The sequence below is a fragment of the Yoonia sp. KMU-150 genome (assembly GCF_056858355.1).
Window position 1 is genome coordinate 741,091 of sequence record NZ_JBXEQF010000001.1, and the last position, 19,092, is coordinate 760,182.

17 protein-coding genes and 1 riboswitch are annotated in these 19,092 nt (G+C 64.8%); of the genes, 4 read left to right on the top strand and 13 right to left on the bottom strand.

Annotated elements, in window-relative coordinates; translation table 11 throughout:
* Window positions 1–16: 16 nt before the first annotated feature.
* On the top strand, window positions 17–433 hold the full coding sequence (locus AC04PH_RS03415; protein ID WP_483064340.1) for a VOC family protein: 417 nt from the start codon (window positions 17–19) through the stop codon (window positions 431–433).
* Between the two features lie 6 nt (window positions 434–439).
* On the opposite strand, the gene AC04PH_RS03420 is transcribed toward AC04PH_RS03415, so the two are convergent.
* Window positions 440–976, bottom strand: coding sequence for an NADPH-dependent FMN reductase (locus tag AC04PH_RS03420; RefSeq protein WP_483064341.1), 537 nt, complete (start codon window positions 974–976; stop codon window positions 440–442).
* A gap of 122 nt (window positions 977–1,098) precedes the next feature.
* On the opposite strand from AC04PH_RS03420, the gene AC04PH_RS03425 reads away from it, so the two are divergent.
* Window positions 1,099–2,742 carry a thiamine pyrophosphate-binding protein gene (locus tag AC04PH_RS03425; RefSeq protein WP_483064342.1) on the top strand — a complete coding sequence of 548 codons (1,644 nt, stop codon included), beginning with the start codon at window positions 1,099–1,101 and terminating at the stop codon, window positions 2,740–2,742.
* 122 nt (window positions 2,743–2,864) lie between these two features.
* On the opposite strand, the gene AC04PH_RS03430 is transcribed toward AC04PH_RS03425, so the two are convergent.
* The 5 genes from AC04PH_RS03430 to cobN form a co-directional block, all read right to left on the bottom strand.
* Window positions 2,865–3,233, bottom strand: a complete 369-nt coding sequence (locus AC04PH_RS03430) for a Lin0512 family protein (protein WP_483064343.1) — start codon at window positions 3,231–3,233, stop codon at window positions 2,865–2,867.
* Window positions 3,230–3,574 (bottom strand): Lin0512 family protein, encoded by a 345-nt coding sequence (locus AC04PH_RS03435; RefSeq protein WP_483064344.1) that lies wholly within the window; start codon window positions 3,572–3,574, stop codon window positions 3,230–3,232. Before AC04PH_RS03435 ends, AC04PH_RS03430 begins: the two co-directional genes overlap by 4 nt.
* Before the next feature lies 1 nt (window position 3,575).
* Window positions 3,576–4,256: a YrbL family protein gene (locus tag AC04PH_RS03440; RefSeq protein WP_483066142.1), complete on the bottom strand. Its 681-nt coding sequence runs from the start codon at window positions 4,254–4,256 to the stop codon at window positions 3,576–3,578.
* Window positions 4,250–4,858 (bottom strand): cob(I)yrinic acid a,c-diamide adenosyltransferase, encoded by a 609-nt coding sequence (gene cobO, locus AC04PH_RS03445; RefSeq protein WP_483064345.1) that lies wholly within the window; start codon window positions 4,856–4,858, stop codon window positions 4,250–4,252. Before cobO ends, AC04PH_RS03440 begins: the two co-directional genes overlap by 7 nt.
* Before the next feature lie 205 nt (window positions 4,859–5,063).
* Window positions 5,064–8,879, bottom strand: a complete 3,816-nt coding sequence (gene cobN / locus AC04PH_RS03450) for a cobaltochelatase subunit CobN (RefSeq protein ID WP_483064346.1) — start codon at window positions 8,877–8,879, stop codon at window positions 5,064–5,066.
* A 47-nt stretch (window positions 8,880–8,926) separates the two neighbouring features.
* Here cobN and AC04PH_RS03455 point away from each other — a divergent pair, with 47 nt between their 5' ends.
* Entirely contained in the window at window positions 8,927–9,178 is a 252-nt protein-coding gene (locus AC04PH_RS03455) for a hypothetical protein (protein WP_483064347.1), read from the top strand.
* A gap of 2 nt (window positions 9,179–9,180) precedes the next feature.
* Here AC04PH_RS03455 and AC04PH_RS03460 read toward each other — a convergent pair whose 3' ends face one another.
* From AC04PH_RS03460 to AC04PH_RS03470, 3 genes are all read right to left on the bottom strand, one after another.
* Window positions 9,181–9,630: a GNAT family N-acetyltransferase gene (locus AC04PH_RS03460; RefSeq protein WP_483064348.1), complete on the bottom strand. Its 450-nt coding sequence runs from the start codon at window positions 9,628–9,630 to the stop codon at window positions 9,181–9,183.
* Window positions 9,631–9,640: 10 nt separating this feature from the next.
* Window positions 9,641–10,708, bottom strand: coding sequence for a cobalamin biosynthesis protein CobW (gene cobW, locus AC04PH_RS03465; RefSeq protein WP_483064349.1), 1,068 nt, complete (start codon window positions 10,706–10,708; stop codon window positions 9,641–9,643).
* 78 nt (window positions 10,709–10,786) lie between these two features.
* Entirely contained in the window at window positions 10,787–11,431 is a 645-nt protein-coding gene (locus AC04PH_RS03470; protein WP_483064350.1) for a HupE/UreJ family protein, read from the bottom strand.
* A 110-nt stretch (window positions 11,432–11,541) separates the two neighbouring features.
* Window positions 11,542–11,757: riboswitch (cobalamin riboswitch) on the bottom strand.
* A gap of 239 nt (window positions 11,758–11,996) precedes the next feature.
* Here AC04PH_RS03470 and smc point away from each other — a divergent pair.
* Window positions 11,997–15,452, top strand: coding sequence for a chromosome segregation protein SMC (gene smc, locus AC04PH_RS03475; protein WP_483064351.1), 3,456 nt, complete (start codon window positions 11,997–11,999; stop codon window positions 15,450–15,452).
* Window positions 15,453–15,544: 92 nt separating this feature from the next.
* Here smc and AC04PH_RS03480 read toward each other — a convergent pair whose 3' ends face one another.
* From AC04PH_RS03480 to cbiB, 4 genes are all read right to left on the bottom strand, one after another.
* On the bottom strand, window positions 15,545–16,486 hold the full coding sequence (locus AC04PH_RS03480; protein WP_483064352.1) for a hypothetical protein: 942 nt from the start codon (window positions 16,484–16,486) through the stop codon (window positions 15,545–15,547).
* 115 nt (window positions 16,487–16,601) lie between these two features.
* Window positions 16,602–17,015 carry a ParB N-terminal domain-containing protein gene (locus AC04PH_RS03485; RefSeq protein ID WP_483064353.1) on the bottom strand — a complete coding sequence of 138 codons (414 nt, stop codon included), beginning with the start codon at window positions 17,013–17,015 and terminating at the stop codon, window positions 16,602–16,604.
* Window positions 16,982–18,145: a lytic murein transglycosylase gene (locus tag AC04PH_RS03490; RefSeq protein WP_483064354.1), complete on the bottom strand. Its 1,164-nt coding sequence runs from the start codon at window positions 18,143–18,145 to the stop codon at window positions 16,982–16,984. Before AC04PH_RS03490 ends, AC04PH_RS03485 begins: the two co-directional genes overlap by 34 nt.
* Window positions 18,146–18,199: 54 nt before the next feature.
* A complete protein-coding gene (cbiB, locus tag AC04PH_RS03495) occupies window positions 18,200–19,081 on the bottom strand; it encodes an adenosylcobinamide-phosphate synthase CbiB (protein WP_483066143.1) in 882 nt (293 codons plus the stop codon).
* Window positions 19,082–19,092: the final 11 nt, after the last annotated feature.

The following is a 19,092-nucleotide window of genomic DNA, read 5'->3' on the forward strand; positions in this document are numbered from 1 at the left end:
TGTGCGGAGGCCGCAAATGGCGAAGGCGACAGGACCTGCGGTGACGGCACTGGATCATCTGGTGCTGACGGTGGCCGATATCGACGCCACGGTGGCGTTCTACGAGGACGTGCTGGGTATGCAGTCGGAGCGGTTCGTGCCTGCCGACGGGTCGACACGCACGGCGCTGACGTTCGGGGATCAGAAGATCAACCTGCATGCCGCCGCAGGACCTTTTGCGCCGCACGCAGATTCTCCCGCCCCCGGGACGGCGGATTTGTGTTTTCTGTCCGCGACTCCCGTCGCCGACTGGGTCGCCCATTTTCGAACCACGGGGATCGCGGTGATAGACGGCCCGGTGCTGCGGACCGGTGCGACCGGGCCGATCCTGTCGGTCTATGTGCGTGACCCGGATGGCAATCTGATCGAGGTCGCCAACCGTGTCACGGCATAAGGTCGTCTAGGATGCGATGGCGGCTTTCAGGTTCTCCATCAGCGCCTTGAGTGCCTTGAGATTGATCTCGTTCGTCAGTGCGCCATCGTCGTCGAACTGACCGCTGTTCTGACCCACCAGCACCTCTGGCCCGAGAACCAGCCGCGGGCGGAACGGGACCAGTGCGGAGACCAGCATCGTCTGCGCACGTTCACCGCCCGCGCGCCCGGCGGTGGCGGACATGATCGCCACGGGCTTGCCTGTCCAGGGAGCGCCGTCGGTGCGGCTGACCCAGTCCAGCGCGTTCTTGAGCACGCCGGGGATGCCCTTGTTGTATTCCGGTGTCGAAATGATCACGGCATCGGCTGCGGCGATCTGATCGGACAGCGTCTGCACGGCATCGGGGATGCCATCGCCCGTTTCCAGATCACCGTCGTAGAGCGGAAAGCGGATATCGCCCGCGACGAACGTGTCCGCGTCGAAGATGCGCGCGGCGTGGTGCAGTAGCATCGTATTGGTGGAGGCAGCGCGCAGCGCGCCGGAAATGCCCAGTAACGTGGTCATGTAATCTGTCCTTTTGCATGGCTTGCTTTGAACCTTACGTAGTCGCCGGGCCGGGGTTGCCAAGGTGCTTGCCTGTGCGCCTGCGCTGGCACATTGTGCGCGGCAGCAAGACGGGAGGTCCCATGCAACGTCACGGCGGAAAAATCCTGACCGATCAGCTGGTCAGGCTGGGCGTGCGGCGCGTGTTTTCCGTTCCGGGAGAGAGCTTTCTGGCGGCGCTCGACGGGCTTTACGACAGCGGGATCGCGAACATCGTCTGCCGGCAGGAAGGCGGTGCCGCGATGATGGCAGAGGCCTACGGCAAGATGACCGGCCAGCCGGGTGTGTGTTTCGTCACACGCGGGCCGGGTGCCACGAACGCATCGGCTGGCGTGCATATCGCGATGCAGGACAGCACGCCGATGGTGCTGTTCGTGGGGCAGATCGACAACCGCCAGACCGACCGCGAGACCTTTCAGGAGATCGACTATCGCGCGATGTTCGGCGGGCTGGCCAAGTGGGTCGCGCAGGTCGATCAGACCGAACGGCTGCCGGAATATATCGCGCGGGCGTTTCGCGTCGCAATGTCGGGCAGGCCCGGCCCGGTGGTGCTGGCGCTGCCCGAGAATATGTTGAGTACCAGCGTCGATGTGCCGGATTTCACCGGCGTGATTCAGCCCGATACCGCTGGCACCGTGGACAGCGCGGGTGTGTTCGTGAGCGCGCTGTTGGCTGCAGAGCGGCCGCTGATCGTCGTGGGTGGTCCACATTGGAGTGCGGCAGCGTCATACGATCTGGCTGCCCTGGCAGAGGCCGCGCAGGCTCCGGTCGCCGCATCGTTCCGCAAGCAGGATTACTTGGACAATCGCCACCCGCATTACGCCGGTGACCTGAACGTGGGTATCAACCCGAAACTGGCTGCGCGGGTGCGTGAGGCGGACTGTCTTCTGCTGATCGGCACCCGGTTCGGGGATATCGCCACGCAGGGTTACACGCTGGTGGACCCGGCTGCACCGGAAAAGACTATCCTGCATATTCATGCGGACGCGGGTGAGATCGGGCGCGTCTATGGCGCGACCTACGGCTGGCAGGAAGAAGCACCGCGCGCGGTATCTGCGCTGAGGGCGGGGTTTCATGAGGTCGAGGCGCCGGACCGGTCGGATTGGATCGCCGCCTGTCGCGCCGATTACGAAAGCTGGCTGGTGCCGGTGGAAAGCCCCGGCGCGGTCAAGCAGGAACAGGTGATCCGCTGGCTGTCGGAAAACCTGCCCGAAGATGCGATACTGACGAATGGTGCGGGCAACTATGCGGCCTGGCTGCACCGGTATTTCATCTACAAGCAGTACGGCACGCAGCTTGCGCCGACCTCCGGGTCGATGGGCTACGGCTTCCCGGCGGCGGTGTCGGCTTCGCTGGAATATCCTGATCGCACGGTGGTCTGCCTTGCCGGGGACGGTTGTTTCCAGATGACCTGCAACGAGATGTCGACGGCGGTGCAGCACGGGGCGAAACCCATCGTGATCGTGATGAACAACGGCCGCTACGGCACGATCCGGATGCATCAGGAAAAGCACTATCCGGGGCGCGTGTCGGGGACCGATCTGTGCTCGCCCGACTTCGCGGCTTTGGCGCGGGCCTATGGCGGGCACGGCGAGACGGTGACGGACGGCGCGCAATTCGCAGACGCCTTCGCGCGGGCGCAGGACAGCGGCACCGTCGCGGTGATCGAATGTGTGCTGGACTCCAGGGTCATGTCCACAGGCGCGTCCCTCCCTGATCGCGGCTGACGGTGTGGAGCGCCTTGCAGGCGCACATGATGTTTTGCAGGCCCGTCCGGGCCAGCGTTTCGTGCTCCGCACGGGAGGTATTTGGAACCGGAAGAAGCCGGGCTGCGATCAGCGGGCTGCGATCAGGACGTGACGGTCCAATGCGCGGACTGGTCGGGCAGGAACGCTTCGATCGCAGCGGTGGCGATCACCGCCGTGTCGCCGGTTTGCGGGTTGTGGACGTTCTGACCACCGAAGGTCGCCGACACGCTTGCGCGGCCGCGTGGGAGGAGTACCGCGAGGGCATCCGTGTCCAGCTTGTCGGGCTTCTGCACGCCGACGGTGACCGCGACACGCATATCGGTGTGGCAAATACCTGTCGTCGCGAAAATCGGCAGGGTGGAATGGCGCATCGCATCCTCGATCGCGCGGGCGGCGGCCTTTTGATAGTCCATCCCGTGCAGGTCGTTGCCCATGCCTATTTCGATGATGATGCGTTGGTCTTCGGTCATGTCCGCTCCATGTTGAACGATACGTTGATCGCTGCATTGGCGATGACCGTGGGCTTGCCGTCCGGTCGCGGGATGTCGAGTCCGCCTTTGTGGACGGTAATCGTGGGCTGGCCGTAGGGGAAGATATCCAGCAGGGCGTCGGTGTCGACGGCATCCGGGTTTTGCACGGCGATCTCCACGTCGATCAGCATCGCCTGTTTCGGCGCGCCGAACAGCTCGGCCAGGTTGATCGAGTTGTGCCAGAGCGCGTCCTGCAGCGCGCGTTTTGTCGCCTGCGTATAGTCCTGCCGGCGCAGGCTTGTGCCCATGCCGAATTCGGTGAGGACGCGGGTTTTGGGCATGTCAGTTCTCCTTCAGGGTCAGGCGGCGGGTGGATTTGTCCCAGTGCAGCCCGGTGTTGCGCGCCAGTTTGGCACAGCTTTCCAGGATAGCGATCCGGTTCATCCAGCGCGCCATGGAGCGCACCGGGATCGCATGGATATCGCCGAACCCGTCGACCAGCACACATTCGCGCGGGCCGAGCGTGTCGCCGACGTGTCGCTGCCCGAAGACGAAGTTCGCGGGGTTCATGTCGCTCGCCCGCAGGTGGCTTTCGATGATGCGTGAGAGCGTGTCATTGAGCAGGTCGAGGTCGGCAGGGGTGAAAGTGCCTGTCTTTCGCAGGTGCGACAGGGTCGGTGCGAGGGTGCCGTCGGGGGCGATGATACGCTCCGTCACGCAGCCCAGCCCGATATCGGTCTGCACGAAGCCCGCCATATGGCTGATCGGCACGTGAAAATCTGCGTGCGGCAGGGTGAGCATGTAGCGCAGGTATTCGCGGTATTCCTTGCGGATCTGGCGCAGGCGAGTGGAAGGGAACAGCCGGTCCATCACCCCATTGAAGTTGCGGCGTTTCGGACGGGTGTGATCCGGGCGCAGAACCTTGATCAGTCTGGTCGGATCGCTCGGGTGCAGATGCACGCTGCGCTGCACGCCCGCGGCGACCTGGCTTGCGGCGTCGAGTGCGAGCAGGGCGGTCAGTATTCCACCCCGACCTGGGCCTTCACACCGGAGCGGAACGGGTGCTTGACCAGTTCCATCTCGGTGACGAGATCGGCGATCTCGATCAGGTCGTCATGGGCGTTGCGTCCGGTCAGAACCACGTGGGTCATGTCGGGTTTCTGCGTGGCGAGGAATTCGACGACCTCGGCAATATCGACATAATCGTAGCGGATTGCGATGTTGATCTCGTCGAGCAGGACCATGTGGTTCGTCTCGTCCAGGATCAACTCCTTGGCCTTGGCCCAGGCGGCCTGCGCCATTTCGGTGTCGCGGGATTTGTCCTGTGTTTCCCAGGTGAAACCTTCGCCCATGGTGTGGAACGCGCAGGTGTCGGAGAACTTGTCGAGGATCAGATCACGCTCGCCCGTCGACATGCCGCCCTTGATGAACTGCACGACGGCGCATTTCATATCGTGTGCGATGCAGCGGAAGATCATGCCGAAGGCGGCGGAGGATTTGCCCTTGCCCTTGCCGGTGTGGACGACGATCAGACCCTTCTTGTCGGTCTTTGTCGCCATGATCTTGTCCCGGGCGGCCTTTTTCTTGGCCATCTTCATTGCGTGGCGGTCGGTGTCTTCGGTCATGGTGCAGGTCCTTTCGGGCGGGTCGGGGGAATTGTGGCGGGAACCATTGCGGGGTGCAAGTTGCTGTGGCCGATCCGACTCAGTCGCGGAACGATTTGTGGAGGGGTCGGTTATTGAATTGGACAGCCCGGAATTTGTTCGGGCAAAACGGCAAGAAACGACGAGGCGGGACGATGCGGATTTTCTCTTTGGTGATTTTCATGAGCTACTTCGGTGTCGCGGCGCTGGCGGCCGGCATCTGACCCAGCAGCCCGGCGATACGCGCGCGGGCGGAGTTTGATTTCGGCTGCCACAGGTTGCGGTCGATCGCTTCCTGCAGACGCTGCGCCATCTCATGCAACGCGGGCGCGTTGTTGTCGGCGATGAATTGGCGGACGGCGTCGTCGGCCAGAAACGCCTCTTCCACCAGATCGAAATGATGGTTTTTCACCGCCCCTGTGGTGGCGGCGAAGGCGAAGAGGTAGTCCAGCGTCGCGGCCATTTCGAAAGCGCCCTTGTAGCCGTGGCGCATGACACCCGCGATCCACTTGGGGTTCACCACGCGGGACCGGACGACGCGCCCGATTTCATCGTCCAGCGTGCGGATCAGCGGACGTTCGTGGCGGGAATGGTCGTTATGGTAGATTGGGCGGTCCACGCATTGGATTGTTGAGATGGCAGCGGATGCACCGCCTTCGAACTGGTAGTAGTCGTCAGAATCGAGGATGTCGTGTTCGCGGTTGTCCTGATTTTGCACGATGGCTTCGGTCTGGGACAGGCGCTGTGTGAATTCTGCCTTGGCGCGTTTGCCGTCCTGCCCGGCCCCGTAAGCGTAAGAGCCCCATTCGACATAGGCCGCGCCAAGGTCGGCTTTGTCCGCCCAGAGTTTTTCGTCAATCATCGCTTGAAGGCCCGCGCCATAAGCGCCGGGTTTGGAGCCGAAGACGCGGGCAGAATCTTCGCCCTGTCTGGCACGAGCGGCGGCGGGGTTGAGGTCTTCGGGTTCATCGAGTGCTTGGATGGCTTTGGCTGCAGAGTCGACCAGAGCGATCAGTTGCGGGAAGGCGTCGCGGAAGAAGCCGGAAATGCGCAGAGTGACATCGACGCGGGGGCGCCCCAAAACGGATTGCGGCAGCACCTCGAACCCGGTGACGCGGCGGTTTGCGCTGTCCCATGTCGGTTTGCAGCCCATGAGTGCCAGCGCCTGCGCGATGTCGTCGCCACCCGTGCGCATGTTGGCGGTGCCCCATGCGGTCAGCAGCATCGTACGCGGCCAGTCGCCCTGGTCCTGCAGGTGCTTTTCGATCAGCAGGTTCGCGGATTTCCACCCCAGCGCCCAGGCGGTGGGGGTGGGGACGGCGCGGCTGTCGACGGAATAGAAATTCTTGCCGGTGGGCAGCGTGTCGAGGCGGCCACGGGTGGGGGCACCGGACGGGCCGGGGTGCAGGAACTGCCCGTTCAGCGCGGTGAGCAGACCCGCGCCTTCGGCCGGGCCGGAGCGGACGACCTTGGGGATGATCGTCTCGCGGATTTCTTTCAGGACGGAGGGCGACGCGCGGCCTGTGCCGACGCCCCGCCCACCATCCCGCAAAAGGTTCTGCGAGAGGATTTCGAGGCGTTCCACCGTATCGCCGTTCGTGCGCCACGGGTCCGTTGTTATGTCTAGCAATGCGTCTGGTTTTTCCGACGCGGGGACAGCGAGGTCACAGTCCAGCGGGTCGATGGACAGGTCCAGATCGGCGGCCAGCGCGCGCAGCAGCGATGCATTCCCGCCCTTGCCGTCGCCGCGCGGGACGCGGGCGAGCGCGATGGTCAGGTCGCGTGCGAGTGTGCCCGTCGGACTTTGGCCGAAGATATGCAGGCCGTCGCGGATTTGCGCCTCTTTCAACTCGCAGAGGTACGCGTCGAGCTTCGCCAGATCACCGTCCCTGTCGCCGGTGAAGGCGGCATCCTTGGCCAGTCCCGTCACCTCGGACAGGGACAGGATTTCGCCTGCGATATGTTTGATCCGGCGCGGATCGACGCCAGCGGCCTCGTAGTATTCGTCGACCAGTGCTTCGAGATCGCGCAGCGGGCCATAGCTTTCGGCGCGTGTCAGGGGCGGGGTCAGGTGGTCGACGATGACGGCACTCGTGCGGCGCTTGGCCTGCGTGCCCTCGCCGGGGTCGTTGACGATGAAGGGATAGACGTGCGGCGTGGGGCCGAACACGACCTCCGGCCAGCAGGTTTCGGAGAGCGCCACGGCCTTGCCGGGCAGCCATTCGAGATTGCCGTGCTTGCCCACGTGAACGATCGCGTCGGCGCCCCAATGGTGGCGCAGGTAAAAGTAGAACGCGAGGTAGTTGTGTGGTGGCACGAGGTCGGGGGAGTGGTAGGTATCGACCGGGTCGATGTTGTAGCCGCGCGCGGGTTGCAGGCAGACGGTTGCGTTGCCGAAGGTGTGGATGCTGAGTTTGAAGCCTGTGCATGGGGCTGATGTCGGAGCCCCCGGCGCGGGGGTCGCAACCGTCTTGGAAACGCTCTGGGGGAGCGTTTCAGGTTGTGACGGGCGGAGCCCCGATGCGGACCAGAAGAAGGGATCCTGTTCCGCACTCCCCCAGCGGTCGGTGATTTGTTGCTTGACGTCCCATGGCAGCGCATCGAAGTGCTGCCTGTAGATGTCGAGCGGCAGGAACGCGCCGCCCTCTTTTTCGGCGCGGTCGGTCAGCCAGTTGGTGGGGCCTGCCATGATCCGGTCCATCAGGGCGGTCGCGTCTGCGGGAGGCGTGGTGACGTAACCCGCATCGCGCAGCAGGTTCATCACGTGGACGGTGGCAGCGGGGGTGTCGAGGCCGACGCCGTTGGCGAGCCTGCCGTCCTTGTTTGGATAGTTGGCGAGGATGAGGGCGATGCGTTTGTTTTTGTTGGATGTATGGCGCAGGTCGGTCCAGTTTTTGGCCAACGCTGTGACGAAGTCGATCCGGTCGCCACGCGCCTGATAGGTGGCGATGGGGCACTGTGTCGCTTCGTCGAAATAGGCCTCGCCCTTGAAGCTGACCGCGCGGGACAGGATGCGGCCGTCGACTTCCGGCAGGGCCACGTTCATCGCGATGTCGCGGGCGGTGAGGCCTTGGGGGTTGTCGGCCCATGTCGCCTCGGAAGCGCCGGAGAGGACGATCTGAAAGACGGGGGCCTTGTTGGCGGAAGGCATTGTCAACGGGTTCTGCGGGCTGTCGTCGCCGTCATGCGGGGAGCCCACGGCGAAGGCGGTGCAGTTGAGAATCACGTCGGGCGGTGCGGCTCGAAAGATGGTGTCGAGGGTGGCGACGGAGAGCGGATCCTTGAGCGAGGACACGAAGATCGGCAGTGGCGTGAGGCCCGCGCGCAGAAGCGATTTGGTCAGGCGATTGATCGGGTTCAGCCCACCACCCTGCACCAGCGCGCGGTAAAAGACGAGCGGCACAATGCGTGCACCGGGCGTGCACCGGGCGTGCACTGCCGAGGCGTCGGAAATGCCCTCCCCCGGCCAGTAAAGACCGGCCTTGAGCAGTGGGCTGGCGGCTTGTGGCTTATCGGTCCCGTCCAGCATCGCGGCGGCGTAGCGCAGGAAGTTGGTGCTGTTTTCCGGCCCGCCCTCGACGAGGTAGGACCAGAGCGCGTCGTAGTCGTCATCAGTGCAGGTCGACAACCCGCGCAGTTCGGCGTCGGGTTTATCGTCGCCGGGCAGGGCCACGAAGGTCACGCCTGCATCATGCAGACGGGCGGCGTATTGGGTCAGGCCGTATTTCCAATACCCCGCGCCGCCCAGCACGCGGGCGATCACCAGCCGCGATTTGGTGGCGCAATCGTCCAGATGCAGGTCGACCGACATCGGATGTTGCAGGTGCATCATGTTGGCCAGACGCAGATCGGGCGGGGCACCCATCTGCGACCGGGCGTCCGACAGGGCGGCCAGTTCGGTATCGGCGGCGGAGATGACCACGATATCGGCCGGGGTCTGGCCCAGATCGACAGGCTCCTGCCCGTCGGAAATCGCGCCGGGGGTCGCGGCTAGCAGGTGCATGGGCGGAACCGGCGTGATAGCCGGGCGTTCGACCACAGGAGAGCATCATGGATTACAAGGCAGCCGGTGCGCCCAAGAAGGGCAAGAACGCGCCGAAACATCGCGAACACAATCAGCATGGATCCGATAAGAAACCGTTTGGTGGACGTGCAGACAAGGAAGACCTGCTGGAGCGGATGAAGCGAGCGCAACAGGGCAAGGGCAAGACCGAACTGGATGTGCCCGCGCAACCCGAGGACGAAACCTACAAGGATGGGGGGCAATATGACCCCGATCGCGCGCGCGAGGACAAGCAGTAGGGTCACAGCTGTTTCTCCATGAAGATGGAGGACGCGGCGGCGTGGTAATCGCCGAAGGGGCCACAGGGGGTGAACCCGTGGCGCGCGTAGAGCCTGTGGGCGGCGTGCAGAACATTACCGGTTTCGAGTTTCAGCACCAGAACGCCCGCCTCGCGCGCGGTATCTTCCAACTGGCGCATGAGGGCGGCAGCGACGCCCTTGCCGCGCGCGTTTTCAGCGACGAACATGGATTTGATTTCTGCATAATCGGATTTAATCGCGACCGCACCGGTGCCCAGTGTCGTGGTGCCTTCGCGGGCGGTGTAGAAATGGATGTGGTCGGCGCAAAGGTCGCCCACATCGAGGTAGAAGTTATCTTCGGGCGGGAACAGGCTTTGCATGAGTGCATGGCTTTGTTTCAGCAGGGCGGTGGCCTGCGGATCGTGGGGATCGGTTTTCGCGACGACGATCATGGTGCGACATTCACGTGGTCAGTGCCGCGGTGATCGCGTCCCTGTCCAGTCCGGCCTCTCCGATGACCACGAGGCGGGTTTTGCGGGGCGCGTCGCCGAAGGGTTGGTCGAAATAGGTATCGACGCGGGGGCCGACGGCTTGCAGCGTCTGGCGCATGGGTTTGCCGCTCACCGCGACGAAGCCCTTGAGACGCAGGATGTTGTGGGCGCGAATGGTGTCGGTAACCTGTGCCGTGAACGCCTTGGCATCCGCGATTTCGCCGCGGGTGACGATGAAGCTCTCGAATTCATCGTGGCCGTGTTCGTGCTCATGGTCGTGGTGATCGCCGTCGTCGTCATCATCGTGATGATGATGGTGGTGGACCTCGTGACGTGCTTCGAGGTCGGATTCCGCACCGATCCCCTGAGCCAGCAGCACATCGACGGGCAGCGCGCCCATGGAGGCCTTGACGACCTGCACTCCGTCACGGGATTCGGATTTCAGGCGGGTGGTGAGGGTGGTCGCCTCAACCTCGCTCAACAGGTCGGACTTGTTGACGACGATCATGTCGGCGCAGGCGATCTGGTCCTCGAACAATTCCGACAGCGGGGTTTCGTGGTCGAGGTTTTCGTCCTGTGCGCGCTGGGCGTCCACGGCGGCGACGTTGTGGGCGAACTGACCGTCGGTGACGGCGCGGCCATCGACGACCGTGACGACGCCATCGACGGTGACGCGGGTGGAGATGCCGGGCCAGTTGAACGCGCGCACCAGCGGTTGCGGCAGGGCAAGGCCGGAGGTTTCGATCACGATGTGGTCGGGCTTGTCCGGGCGGTCCAGCAGCTTTTCCATCGTCGGGATGAAGTCATCGGCCACGGTGCAGCAGATGCAGCCGTTGGACAATTCCACCACGTCCTCTTCGCGGCAGGTCTCGTCGCCGCAGCCCTTGAGGATATTGCCGTCCACGCCCAGATCGCCGAATTCGTTGATGATCAGCGCGATACGCTTGCCCTTGGCGTTTTGCAGCATGTGGCGGATCAACGTGGTTTTACCGGCACCCAGAAAACCTGTGACGACGGTGGCGGGGATTTTGGCTGGCATGGGACACCTGTGATGAATGGGGGCGGCGTGAAAAAGGGAAGGCCGGGTGGCCTTCCCTTTGAGTAAGTCAGGCCTAGTTTACGCGCCGGCGAGGGCCGCGACGATGGGGCCTTCGATGATTTCGAGCGCGAGGAACACGCCGACACCGGCAACCATCGCACCGACGAGGCGGGCATTGATGGCGGCGGCGTCCGTAGCACCCAGCTGGCGCACGGCCCAACCTGTAAAGACCGCGATGGCGTATTGGATGGCACCCAGACCGATGAAGTAGCCCAGCAGGACCGCGCCGCCGACGCCACCTTCCTGACCCGCGATGGAGCCGCCGAAGGCGGACCCGTGAAACAGGCCGAAGCCTGCGAAGACAGCCAGTGCGACCGGCATTGTCAGTTTGCGGCCCGACAGGACGATGCCACCGACAGCGATCAGAGATACGACGATGACCGTTTCGGCGATGGGCATGGCGATGCCCGCGTACATCAGCGCGCAACCGGCCAGCATCGCGCCGATATAGGCGGCGGGGGTCAGCAGGCGGTTGGCGGTGAAGGCGGCGGCGATGCCCATGGCGATCACGAAGAACAGGTGGTCGAAGCCCAGTACGGGGTGGCCGACGCCGGACAGCAGGCCGTGGCTGAAGGTTTCCATCGGCAGGCCACCCAGCGGGTGGTGGGCAAGGGCGGGTGTCGCTGCGAGGGTCGCGGCGGCGGCGGTGAGAATTCTTTTCATGGTTGTCCCCTTCGGTCTTCTTTTCTGAGGGGAATGCGTGGATTGCCCTTGGCGCGCTTGCCTTGGCCGACCCCCGGAACACCCCGTCCGTTGTTATCATGCCGCCCCGGTCTGCGGGACGGTGCAAGGCTGGTCTCCTGGCTTGCGGGTCGATGCGGCTTGTCGTCTTCCCGGTTGCCCAGTGACATCGTGACAAGCCACTCTCCGCATACAGTCGCGGGGGCGGCTGTGGCTTTGGGTCTCCCGAAGGGATCGGCCCGTCCACATTCCCATTTGATCCCCGGATGCTTTGCACCTGATGGGGAACCTTGCGGGACTGTTTGTGCGCCGGTTCGGTGCGAAACGCAATGTGGAATTGCGACGTGATGATGAGGTCGGGCGACGGACGACGCGTCTGGCTGACGCCAAGACGCCCCGCCCACCGTCCCGTGTTCCGCTCAAAATCCGCAATATCTTGTGGATAACTGCGCAAAATCGCCCAGATGCAGGGGCGATCCGTTGACTTGGGCCGGATCGCCGGGTGACATTTGTTGACCTGAATGGAATCATGAAGGGGCGATCCGCCTTGCGCTTCAGCAAATTGCGACTCAACGGGTTCAAGAGCTTTGTGGACCCGACCGACCTGATCATCGCGGACGGGCTGACCGGTGTGGTCGGGCCGAACGGATGCGGCAAGTCGAACCTGTTGGAGGCGCTGCGCTGGGTCATGGGCGAGAACCGCCCGACGGCGATGCGTGGCGGGGGCATGGAGGATGTGATCTTTGCCGGGGCCTCCACCCGGCCCGCGCGCAATTTTGCCGAGGTGTCTTTGGTGATCGACAATGGCGAGCGGCTCGCGCCCGCCACGTTCAACGACAGCGACCATCTGGAGATCATCCGCCGGATCACCCGCGACGCGGGGTCCGCCTACAAGGTGGGGGCGAAGGACGTGCGCGCGCGTGACGTGCAGATGCTGTTCGCGGATGCGTCGACGGGGGCGCACAGCCCGGCATTGGTGCGGCAGGGGATGATCAGTGAATTGATCAACGCCAAGCCGAAATCGCGGCGGCGCATCCTCGAAGAGGCGGCGGGGATTTCGGGGCTATATCAGCGCCGACATGAAGCGGAACTGAAGCTGAAGGGCGCGGAGACGAACCTGACGCGGGTCGACGATGTGATCGAGCAACTGGCTGCGCAACTGGCGCAACTGGCCCGGCAGGCGCGACAGGCCGCGCGCTACCGCGAGATCGGTGACAAGTTGCGCCAGGCGGAGGGGATGTTGCTGTATCGCCGCTGGCGCGAGGCCGATGAGGCGCTGCTGGCAGCAGCCGATCAGCTACGCGAGCGGACGACCGCGGCGGCGGCGGCAGAAACCGCCGCGCGGCAGGCGGCGAAGGCGCGGCAGGTTGCCGAGGAGGCCCTTCCGCCCCTGCGCGAAGAAGAGGCGATTGCCGGTGCGGTGCTACAGAGATTGCAGGTGCAGCGCGATGCTCTGGACGAGAGCGAAACACGTGCGCTGAACACGATCTCGACGCTTGAAGGGCGGATCGAGCAGCTGACACATGATATCGCGCGCGAGGGCGGGCTGAACCGGGATGCCGGGGAAACGATTGACCGGCTGGAATGGGAGGCCGCCGAACTTGCCAAAGCCGGGGTCGGCCACGAGGATCGCCTTTCTGCGGCGGAACTGGTGGCGCGCGAGGCCGGGGCTGTCCTGCAGGAGCGCGAGGCGGACCTGAGCCAGCGCACCGAGGATGTCGCACGGCTTGCGGCGCGGCACCAGTCCGCGCAGCGGCTTTTGGACGACACCCGCACGACGCTGGACAAGAACGAGCGCGAGGCGGCGCAGGCGCAGGCGACGTCCGAGGCGGCACAGGCGGCGCTGGCGCAGGCGGAAACCGATTTTGCCACGGCGGGCGCGTCCGAAACCCAGGCGCAGGCCACCGCGCGTGCGGCGGAGGAAACGCTCGTCGCCGCAGAGGAGGCGCGCGCCGAAACGCAGGAGCGGGAAAGTGCCGCGCGTGCGCAGCGATCCGAGGCGGAGGGCGAGGCCAACGCGTTGCGCGCCGAAGTGGCGGCGCTGGCACGGCTGGTCGAACGGGACACCGCCGAAGGCGGGCAGGTGCTTGACCTGCTGACGGTCGACAGCGGGTATGAAAAGGCGCTTGGCGCGGCCCTTGCCGATGATCTGCGTGCTCCGGCGGTCGGGCCGGACGCGGCGTCGGGCTGGGCGACGTTGTCGGGGTATCTGACCGTGCAGTCGCTGCCTGACGGCGTGACGCCGCTGACCCGCCATGTCGCGGTGCCTGACGTGCTTGAACGGCGGATGAACCAGGTGGGTCTGGTGCGTCAGGAGGAAGGCGCGCAGTTGCAGGCGGTGCTGAAACCCGGTCAGCGGCTGGTATCGCTCGAAGGGGACGTCTGGCGCTGGGACGGCTTTCGGGCGGCGTCGGAAGACGCGCCATCGGCGGCGGCCCTGCGGTTGCAGCAGTTGAACCGGCTTGTCGAGTTGAAGCGTGATCTGGAGGACGTCGCGGCGCGGGCGCAGGGCGCGGCACAGGCGCACGAGCAACTAACGCAGCGGCTGGCCGACCTGACGGCTGCGGATCAGGCGGCGCGGACGGCGCGGCGGGACGCCGACAGGCTGGTGGCGGACGCGAACCGGGCGGCATCAAAGGCCGAGGCCGACCGCAATCTGGCACAGGGGCGGTTGGAATCCTCCGGTCTTGCGGTCAAGCGCCATGCCGAGGAGGCGATGGTCGCGCGCAAGGCGCTGGCCGAGGCGGAAGCCGCGTTGCGCGACCTGGGCGATCTGGGCGATGCGCGCGCGCAGGTCGAGGATGTCAAAATGACCGTAGAGGCCGCACGGATCACGATGATGTCGCGCCGGTCCGCCCACGACGAGGTGCGCCGCGAAGGCGAGGCGCGGCTGAAGCGGTCGCAGGAGGTCGCCAAGGAAATCTCTGGCTGGAAACACCGGCTGGAGACGGCGGCAAAGCGGACGGCGGAACTGGCCGAACGCAAGGAAGCGTCGGAGGCGGAACTGGCCACGGCGGCGGCGGCGCCCGGAGAGATCGCCGCCAAGCGCGCAGAACTGGCCGATGCGATCGAGGCGGCGGAGGCGCGGCGCAGGGCTGCCGCCGACCGGCTGGCGGAGGCGGACAGTGCGCTGCGCGCGGCAAGCCATGCCGAACGCGATGCGGAGCGCGCGGCGTCCGAGGCGCGAGAGGCGCGGGCGCGGTCGGAGGCGCGGTCTGACGCCGCAAAGGAAACGGTCGAGGCGGCCGCCGAACGGATCATGGAAGCGCAGGAGATGACGCCGGAAGGGCTGCTCGACAGTCTGGACGTGGATGTCGATGCCATGCCTGCAGCCGAGATCGTCGAGGGACAGGTCAATGCGCTGAAACGCCAGCGCGACGGTCTGGGGGCGGTGAACCTGCGTGCCGAGGAAGATGCCCGTGCCGTGCAGGAGGAGCACGACGGGTTGGCCGCGGAGAAGGCCGATCTGGAAAACGCGATTTCGGCGCTGCGGTCCGGTATCGCCAGCCTGAACAAGGAAGGGCGCGAGCGGCTGCTGACGGCCTTCGAGACGGTGAACGACAACTTCGGATTGCTGTTCACGCATCTGTTCGGCGGTGGCGAGGCGAAATTGGTATTGGTCGAAAGCGACGATCCGCTTGATGCGGGGCTTGAGATCATGTGTCAGCCGCCGGGCAAGAAACTGTCGACGCTGTCGCTTTTGTCGGGGGGCGAGCAGACGCTGACCGCGCTGGCGCTGATCTTTGCCGTGTTCCTCGCAAATCCCGCACCGATCTGTGTGCTCGACGAGGTGGATGCGCCGCTCGACGATGCCAACGTCGCGCGGTTCTGCGACCTGCTGGACGAGATGACGCGGCGCACGCAGACGCGGTTCCTGATCATCACCCACCATGCCGTCACGATGAGCCGGATGGACCGGCTGTTCGGGGTGACGATGGGGGAACAGGGCGTGTCGCAGCTTGTGTCGGTCGACCTCAAGCGTGCCGCGTCCATGGTGGCCTGATCCGGCCGGGCGACGCGCGGCTGCGCCGACGCCCCGCCCACCGTCCCGTATTTCGTGTATCTACGGCGAGATGATGCGTTGACGAAGCGCGGTCACTGCAGTTTCGGCATCCGGCTTTGCCACAATGCGCGGGCATCGGTCGGCGTGAATGCCGGTGCGTCCGGGGCGGGTCGGACGGGTTCCGCCTTGATCCTGTCGAAGTTGTCGGTCTGGTCGTGATAGACCAGCGCGGCACCTGCCGATTGCAGGCTGAGCGCATACATGGCGATTGTCAGGATCGTGCCGAAGAATACAAGAAACGGCAGGTAGACCGTACTGTCGCGCAGCATCGTGGGGTCGGACAGGACGGTGAGATACAGGCCGCTCAGATACTGTTCGCTGAAGATCGCGAGTGTCAGATAGGTGGCGAGCGCCGCACCGGCGATGTTGATGACGAGCGCGATCACGATCAGGCACAGCAGTTGCAGCGCGCCCGCGCCGAACCCGGCAAAGGGTGTGTGCCGCTCGCCATTGGGGTCACGGCCGATCGCGGCACCGGCCATCGGCATCATGAACAGCCCGTGGATGAACGAGGGCAGCACGTAGAACAGCGCGATACCGACGACAGCCAAGGCGACAGGACCCAGACCGAAGCTGGACATGGCAGAGACGGTCAGCGTGTCGAAACCGCCGCGTCCGAAAATCGCGTAGAGCGCGATACCGATCATGCCGTACACCACCATGATCACCAGACCGATGGTCGCGCCGTAGAGCATGGCTGACTTCGATACGCCCGCGACGCCGTTCGCCGGTTTGTGGCCAAGTGTCATCAGACCGATCCGTGCGCCGACAAGGACAGGTGCCACGAACAACCCCATCAGCATGACGAGGCACAGGATATAGGCAAGACCCTGCGGCAGGATCAGTGCGGACAGCAGTGCGACAAGAACTGCAAGCCCTGACGCCAGTGTGAGGGCGATGAGAAGTGCCGGAGAAACCAGCAGATAGCGCCAGAAGACAGAGAGCGACAGGGGAAACGCACGCAGGATGATCATGGAAAGGCGCCTTGATGGTTATCGACGACGGCGACACGCAACGGGTGGCACCGCACTACACGCTAGAGGCGATCTGCGGCGTCATTGTGGCTGGAAGGGCGCATTTTCCGGCCAGTCAGGCCTGCGCGGCACCGGGTGCGAGACTTCGGATCTCATCGGGTGGCGGCAACACGATCCGGCGCGCCGGAATCGTCGTGTGCCCCAGCGACAGGGCCTTCATGATGCGGTGCATTCCGTCGATCACGCGGTCGTTTTCACAGACCAGTACCGGGTACCGCAAATCTGCGGCATCGACCTGGGCTGCGTGGGCCATGACGGCGCGGCATGTCGGCACCTGGTCTTCGGTCAGAAACCAGTAGGGTTTGTCGATATCCGCAAGTGTGGCCAGTTGCAGATCGAAGACCTTTGCGCTTTCGGCGATGCGGATCAGTGGCAGGATATCCCAGACATGCAGTGCGCCACCGACAGGCCGCATGTGGTTTTGCGACCGCAGGGTCACAGCGCGTTCAGCAGCGCCGCCGTTGGCCATGCGTCGGCCGGCATACCAAGACGCTGTTGTTCGGCACGGATCGCATTACGGGTGTTGGCGCCCAGAATACCGTCGATCCCGCCGACATCGTGGCCGCGAGCGGCTAGCTTGCGTTGCAGCTGCTGGATTTGTTCCCCCGACAGGGCGGGCGACGGGCTGCCTGCGTCATAGACCGGCGCACCCGCCAGCCGCGTCGCGAAGTAGGCGGCGGTCAGGACGTAGGTGAAACTCTGGTTCCACTCGAAATAAACGTCGAAGTTGGGATAGGCGAAGAAGGCGGGGCCGTTGCGTCCCATCGGCAGAATGACCCGGGCGGTCATGTCTGCAGGGGCCGTGCCATCGCGCGATGTCACGCCGAGTGCGTTCCATTCGGCCACCGTCTTGGGATGATCCAGCCCGGTTTCGGCCCAGTTCAGCGTATCCGGCACACGGATTTCCTGCAGCCAGGGTTCGTTCGGTCGCCAGCCGAGTGAGGCAAGCACCGCAGCCCCGGAAAGGAGCGCGTCGGGGGCGGAGCCTTTGAGATCGACCACGCCGTTGCCGTCGCCGTCGCGGCCGTTTTCGATGATGTCGCCGGGCAGCATCTGGACCATGCCGATTTCACCTGCCCAGGCACCGGTGGTGCGGGCCGGGTCCATGCCACCTTGGGCGGTCAGCGCGATCCCCGCAAAGACCTGCGGACGGAACAGCTCCGGCCGGCGGCAATCATGCGCCAGCGTCAGCAGCGCGTTGCGGGTGTTGAAGTCACCCTGAAACGACCCGTAATCGGTTTCGAACGCCCAGAAGGCCAGCAGGACGTGGCGCGGAATGCCGTATTCCGCCTCGATCCGATCAAAGATTGCGTCCTGGCGCGTGGCCTGCGTGCGCCCGTTGTCGATTCGGTTCTGGCTGATCAAGGCGCGTGAAAAGGCGATGAAATCCTTTTGGAACACGCCCTGCCTGCGGTCGGCGTTCAGGACCGCTTGATCCTGCCGCGCGCCGGACAGGAACCTGTCGGTGGCTGCTTCATCCAGTCCGCGCGCTGATGCTTCCGTGCGGATGCCGGACAGGAAATCGGAAAAACTGCCGCCGCATTGGGCGGTGGCTGTGCCGGCGCAAAGGGTCAGGGCGAGGATGGTCAGGCTGCGCATCGGCGGCTCCAATTCAGATCGTTTCGGCCCTTGGTTATCAGCCGCAGGAGCGGGTTAAAACAGGCTGTAAATCGCGGCGGCGACAAGCAGCACAGCCCATGTTTTCCACAGGGTCGTGACGGCGGCGTCGATATCGGAGGCCGTCAGCGCCTTGCGACCCGCTGCATTCACATAGGCGAAGGGTTGCAGGGTGCCGTCATAGCTGCGCGGGCCACTCAACGCGATGTCATGGCCGTGGGCCATCGCGGCCTCTGGCCAGCCCGCGTTGGGGGACCGGTGCAGTGCCGCGTCGGCGATAACAGCGCGGGGGGCAGCCCGCTGCGGTGTGACGAGGCGCATGATGAACGCGGTCAGGCGGGCAGGTACCCAGTTCAGCAGATCGTCGAATCGCGCGGCGGCCCAACCGAAATCGGCATGGCGCGGGGTTTTGTAGCCGATCATGCTGTCGGCGGTATTGGTGATCTTGTAGATCAGCAGGCCGGGCAGGCCCGCGACGACAAACCAGAAGGCCGGCGCGATCACGCCGTCAGACAGGTTTTCCGCCCCGCTTTCGATGGCACTGCGGGCGACGGCGGATTGATCCATGTCGCCCGTGTCGCGGCTCACGATCATGGCAAGTGCGCGCCGACCGTCACCGAGCGAGGTGCGCAGCCCGCTGGCGACGGCCTTCACGTGATCCACTAGCGAACGCTGGGCCAGCAGGATCGCCAGCACGAGGATGTCCACGAGTTGACCCGGGATCGCCGCCAATATGGTGCCGATTGCAGCGGCGGCAATCACCAGAACGGCTAAGACGCAAATTCCTTTGACCTTGCGCTGCGATCCGATGTTGAAACGCCCGTCGGCCCAGCCCACGGCGCGCCCCATCATCACGGCGGGATGCGGAACCCGCGACCAGAGCCAGCGCGGCTCTCCGAACGCGGCATCGAGCAGCATCGCCAGCAGCA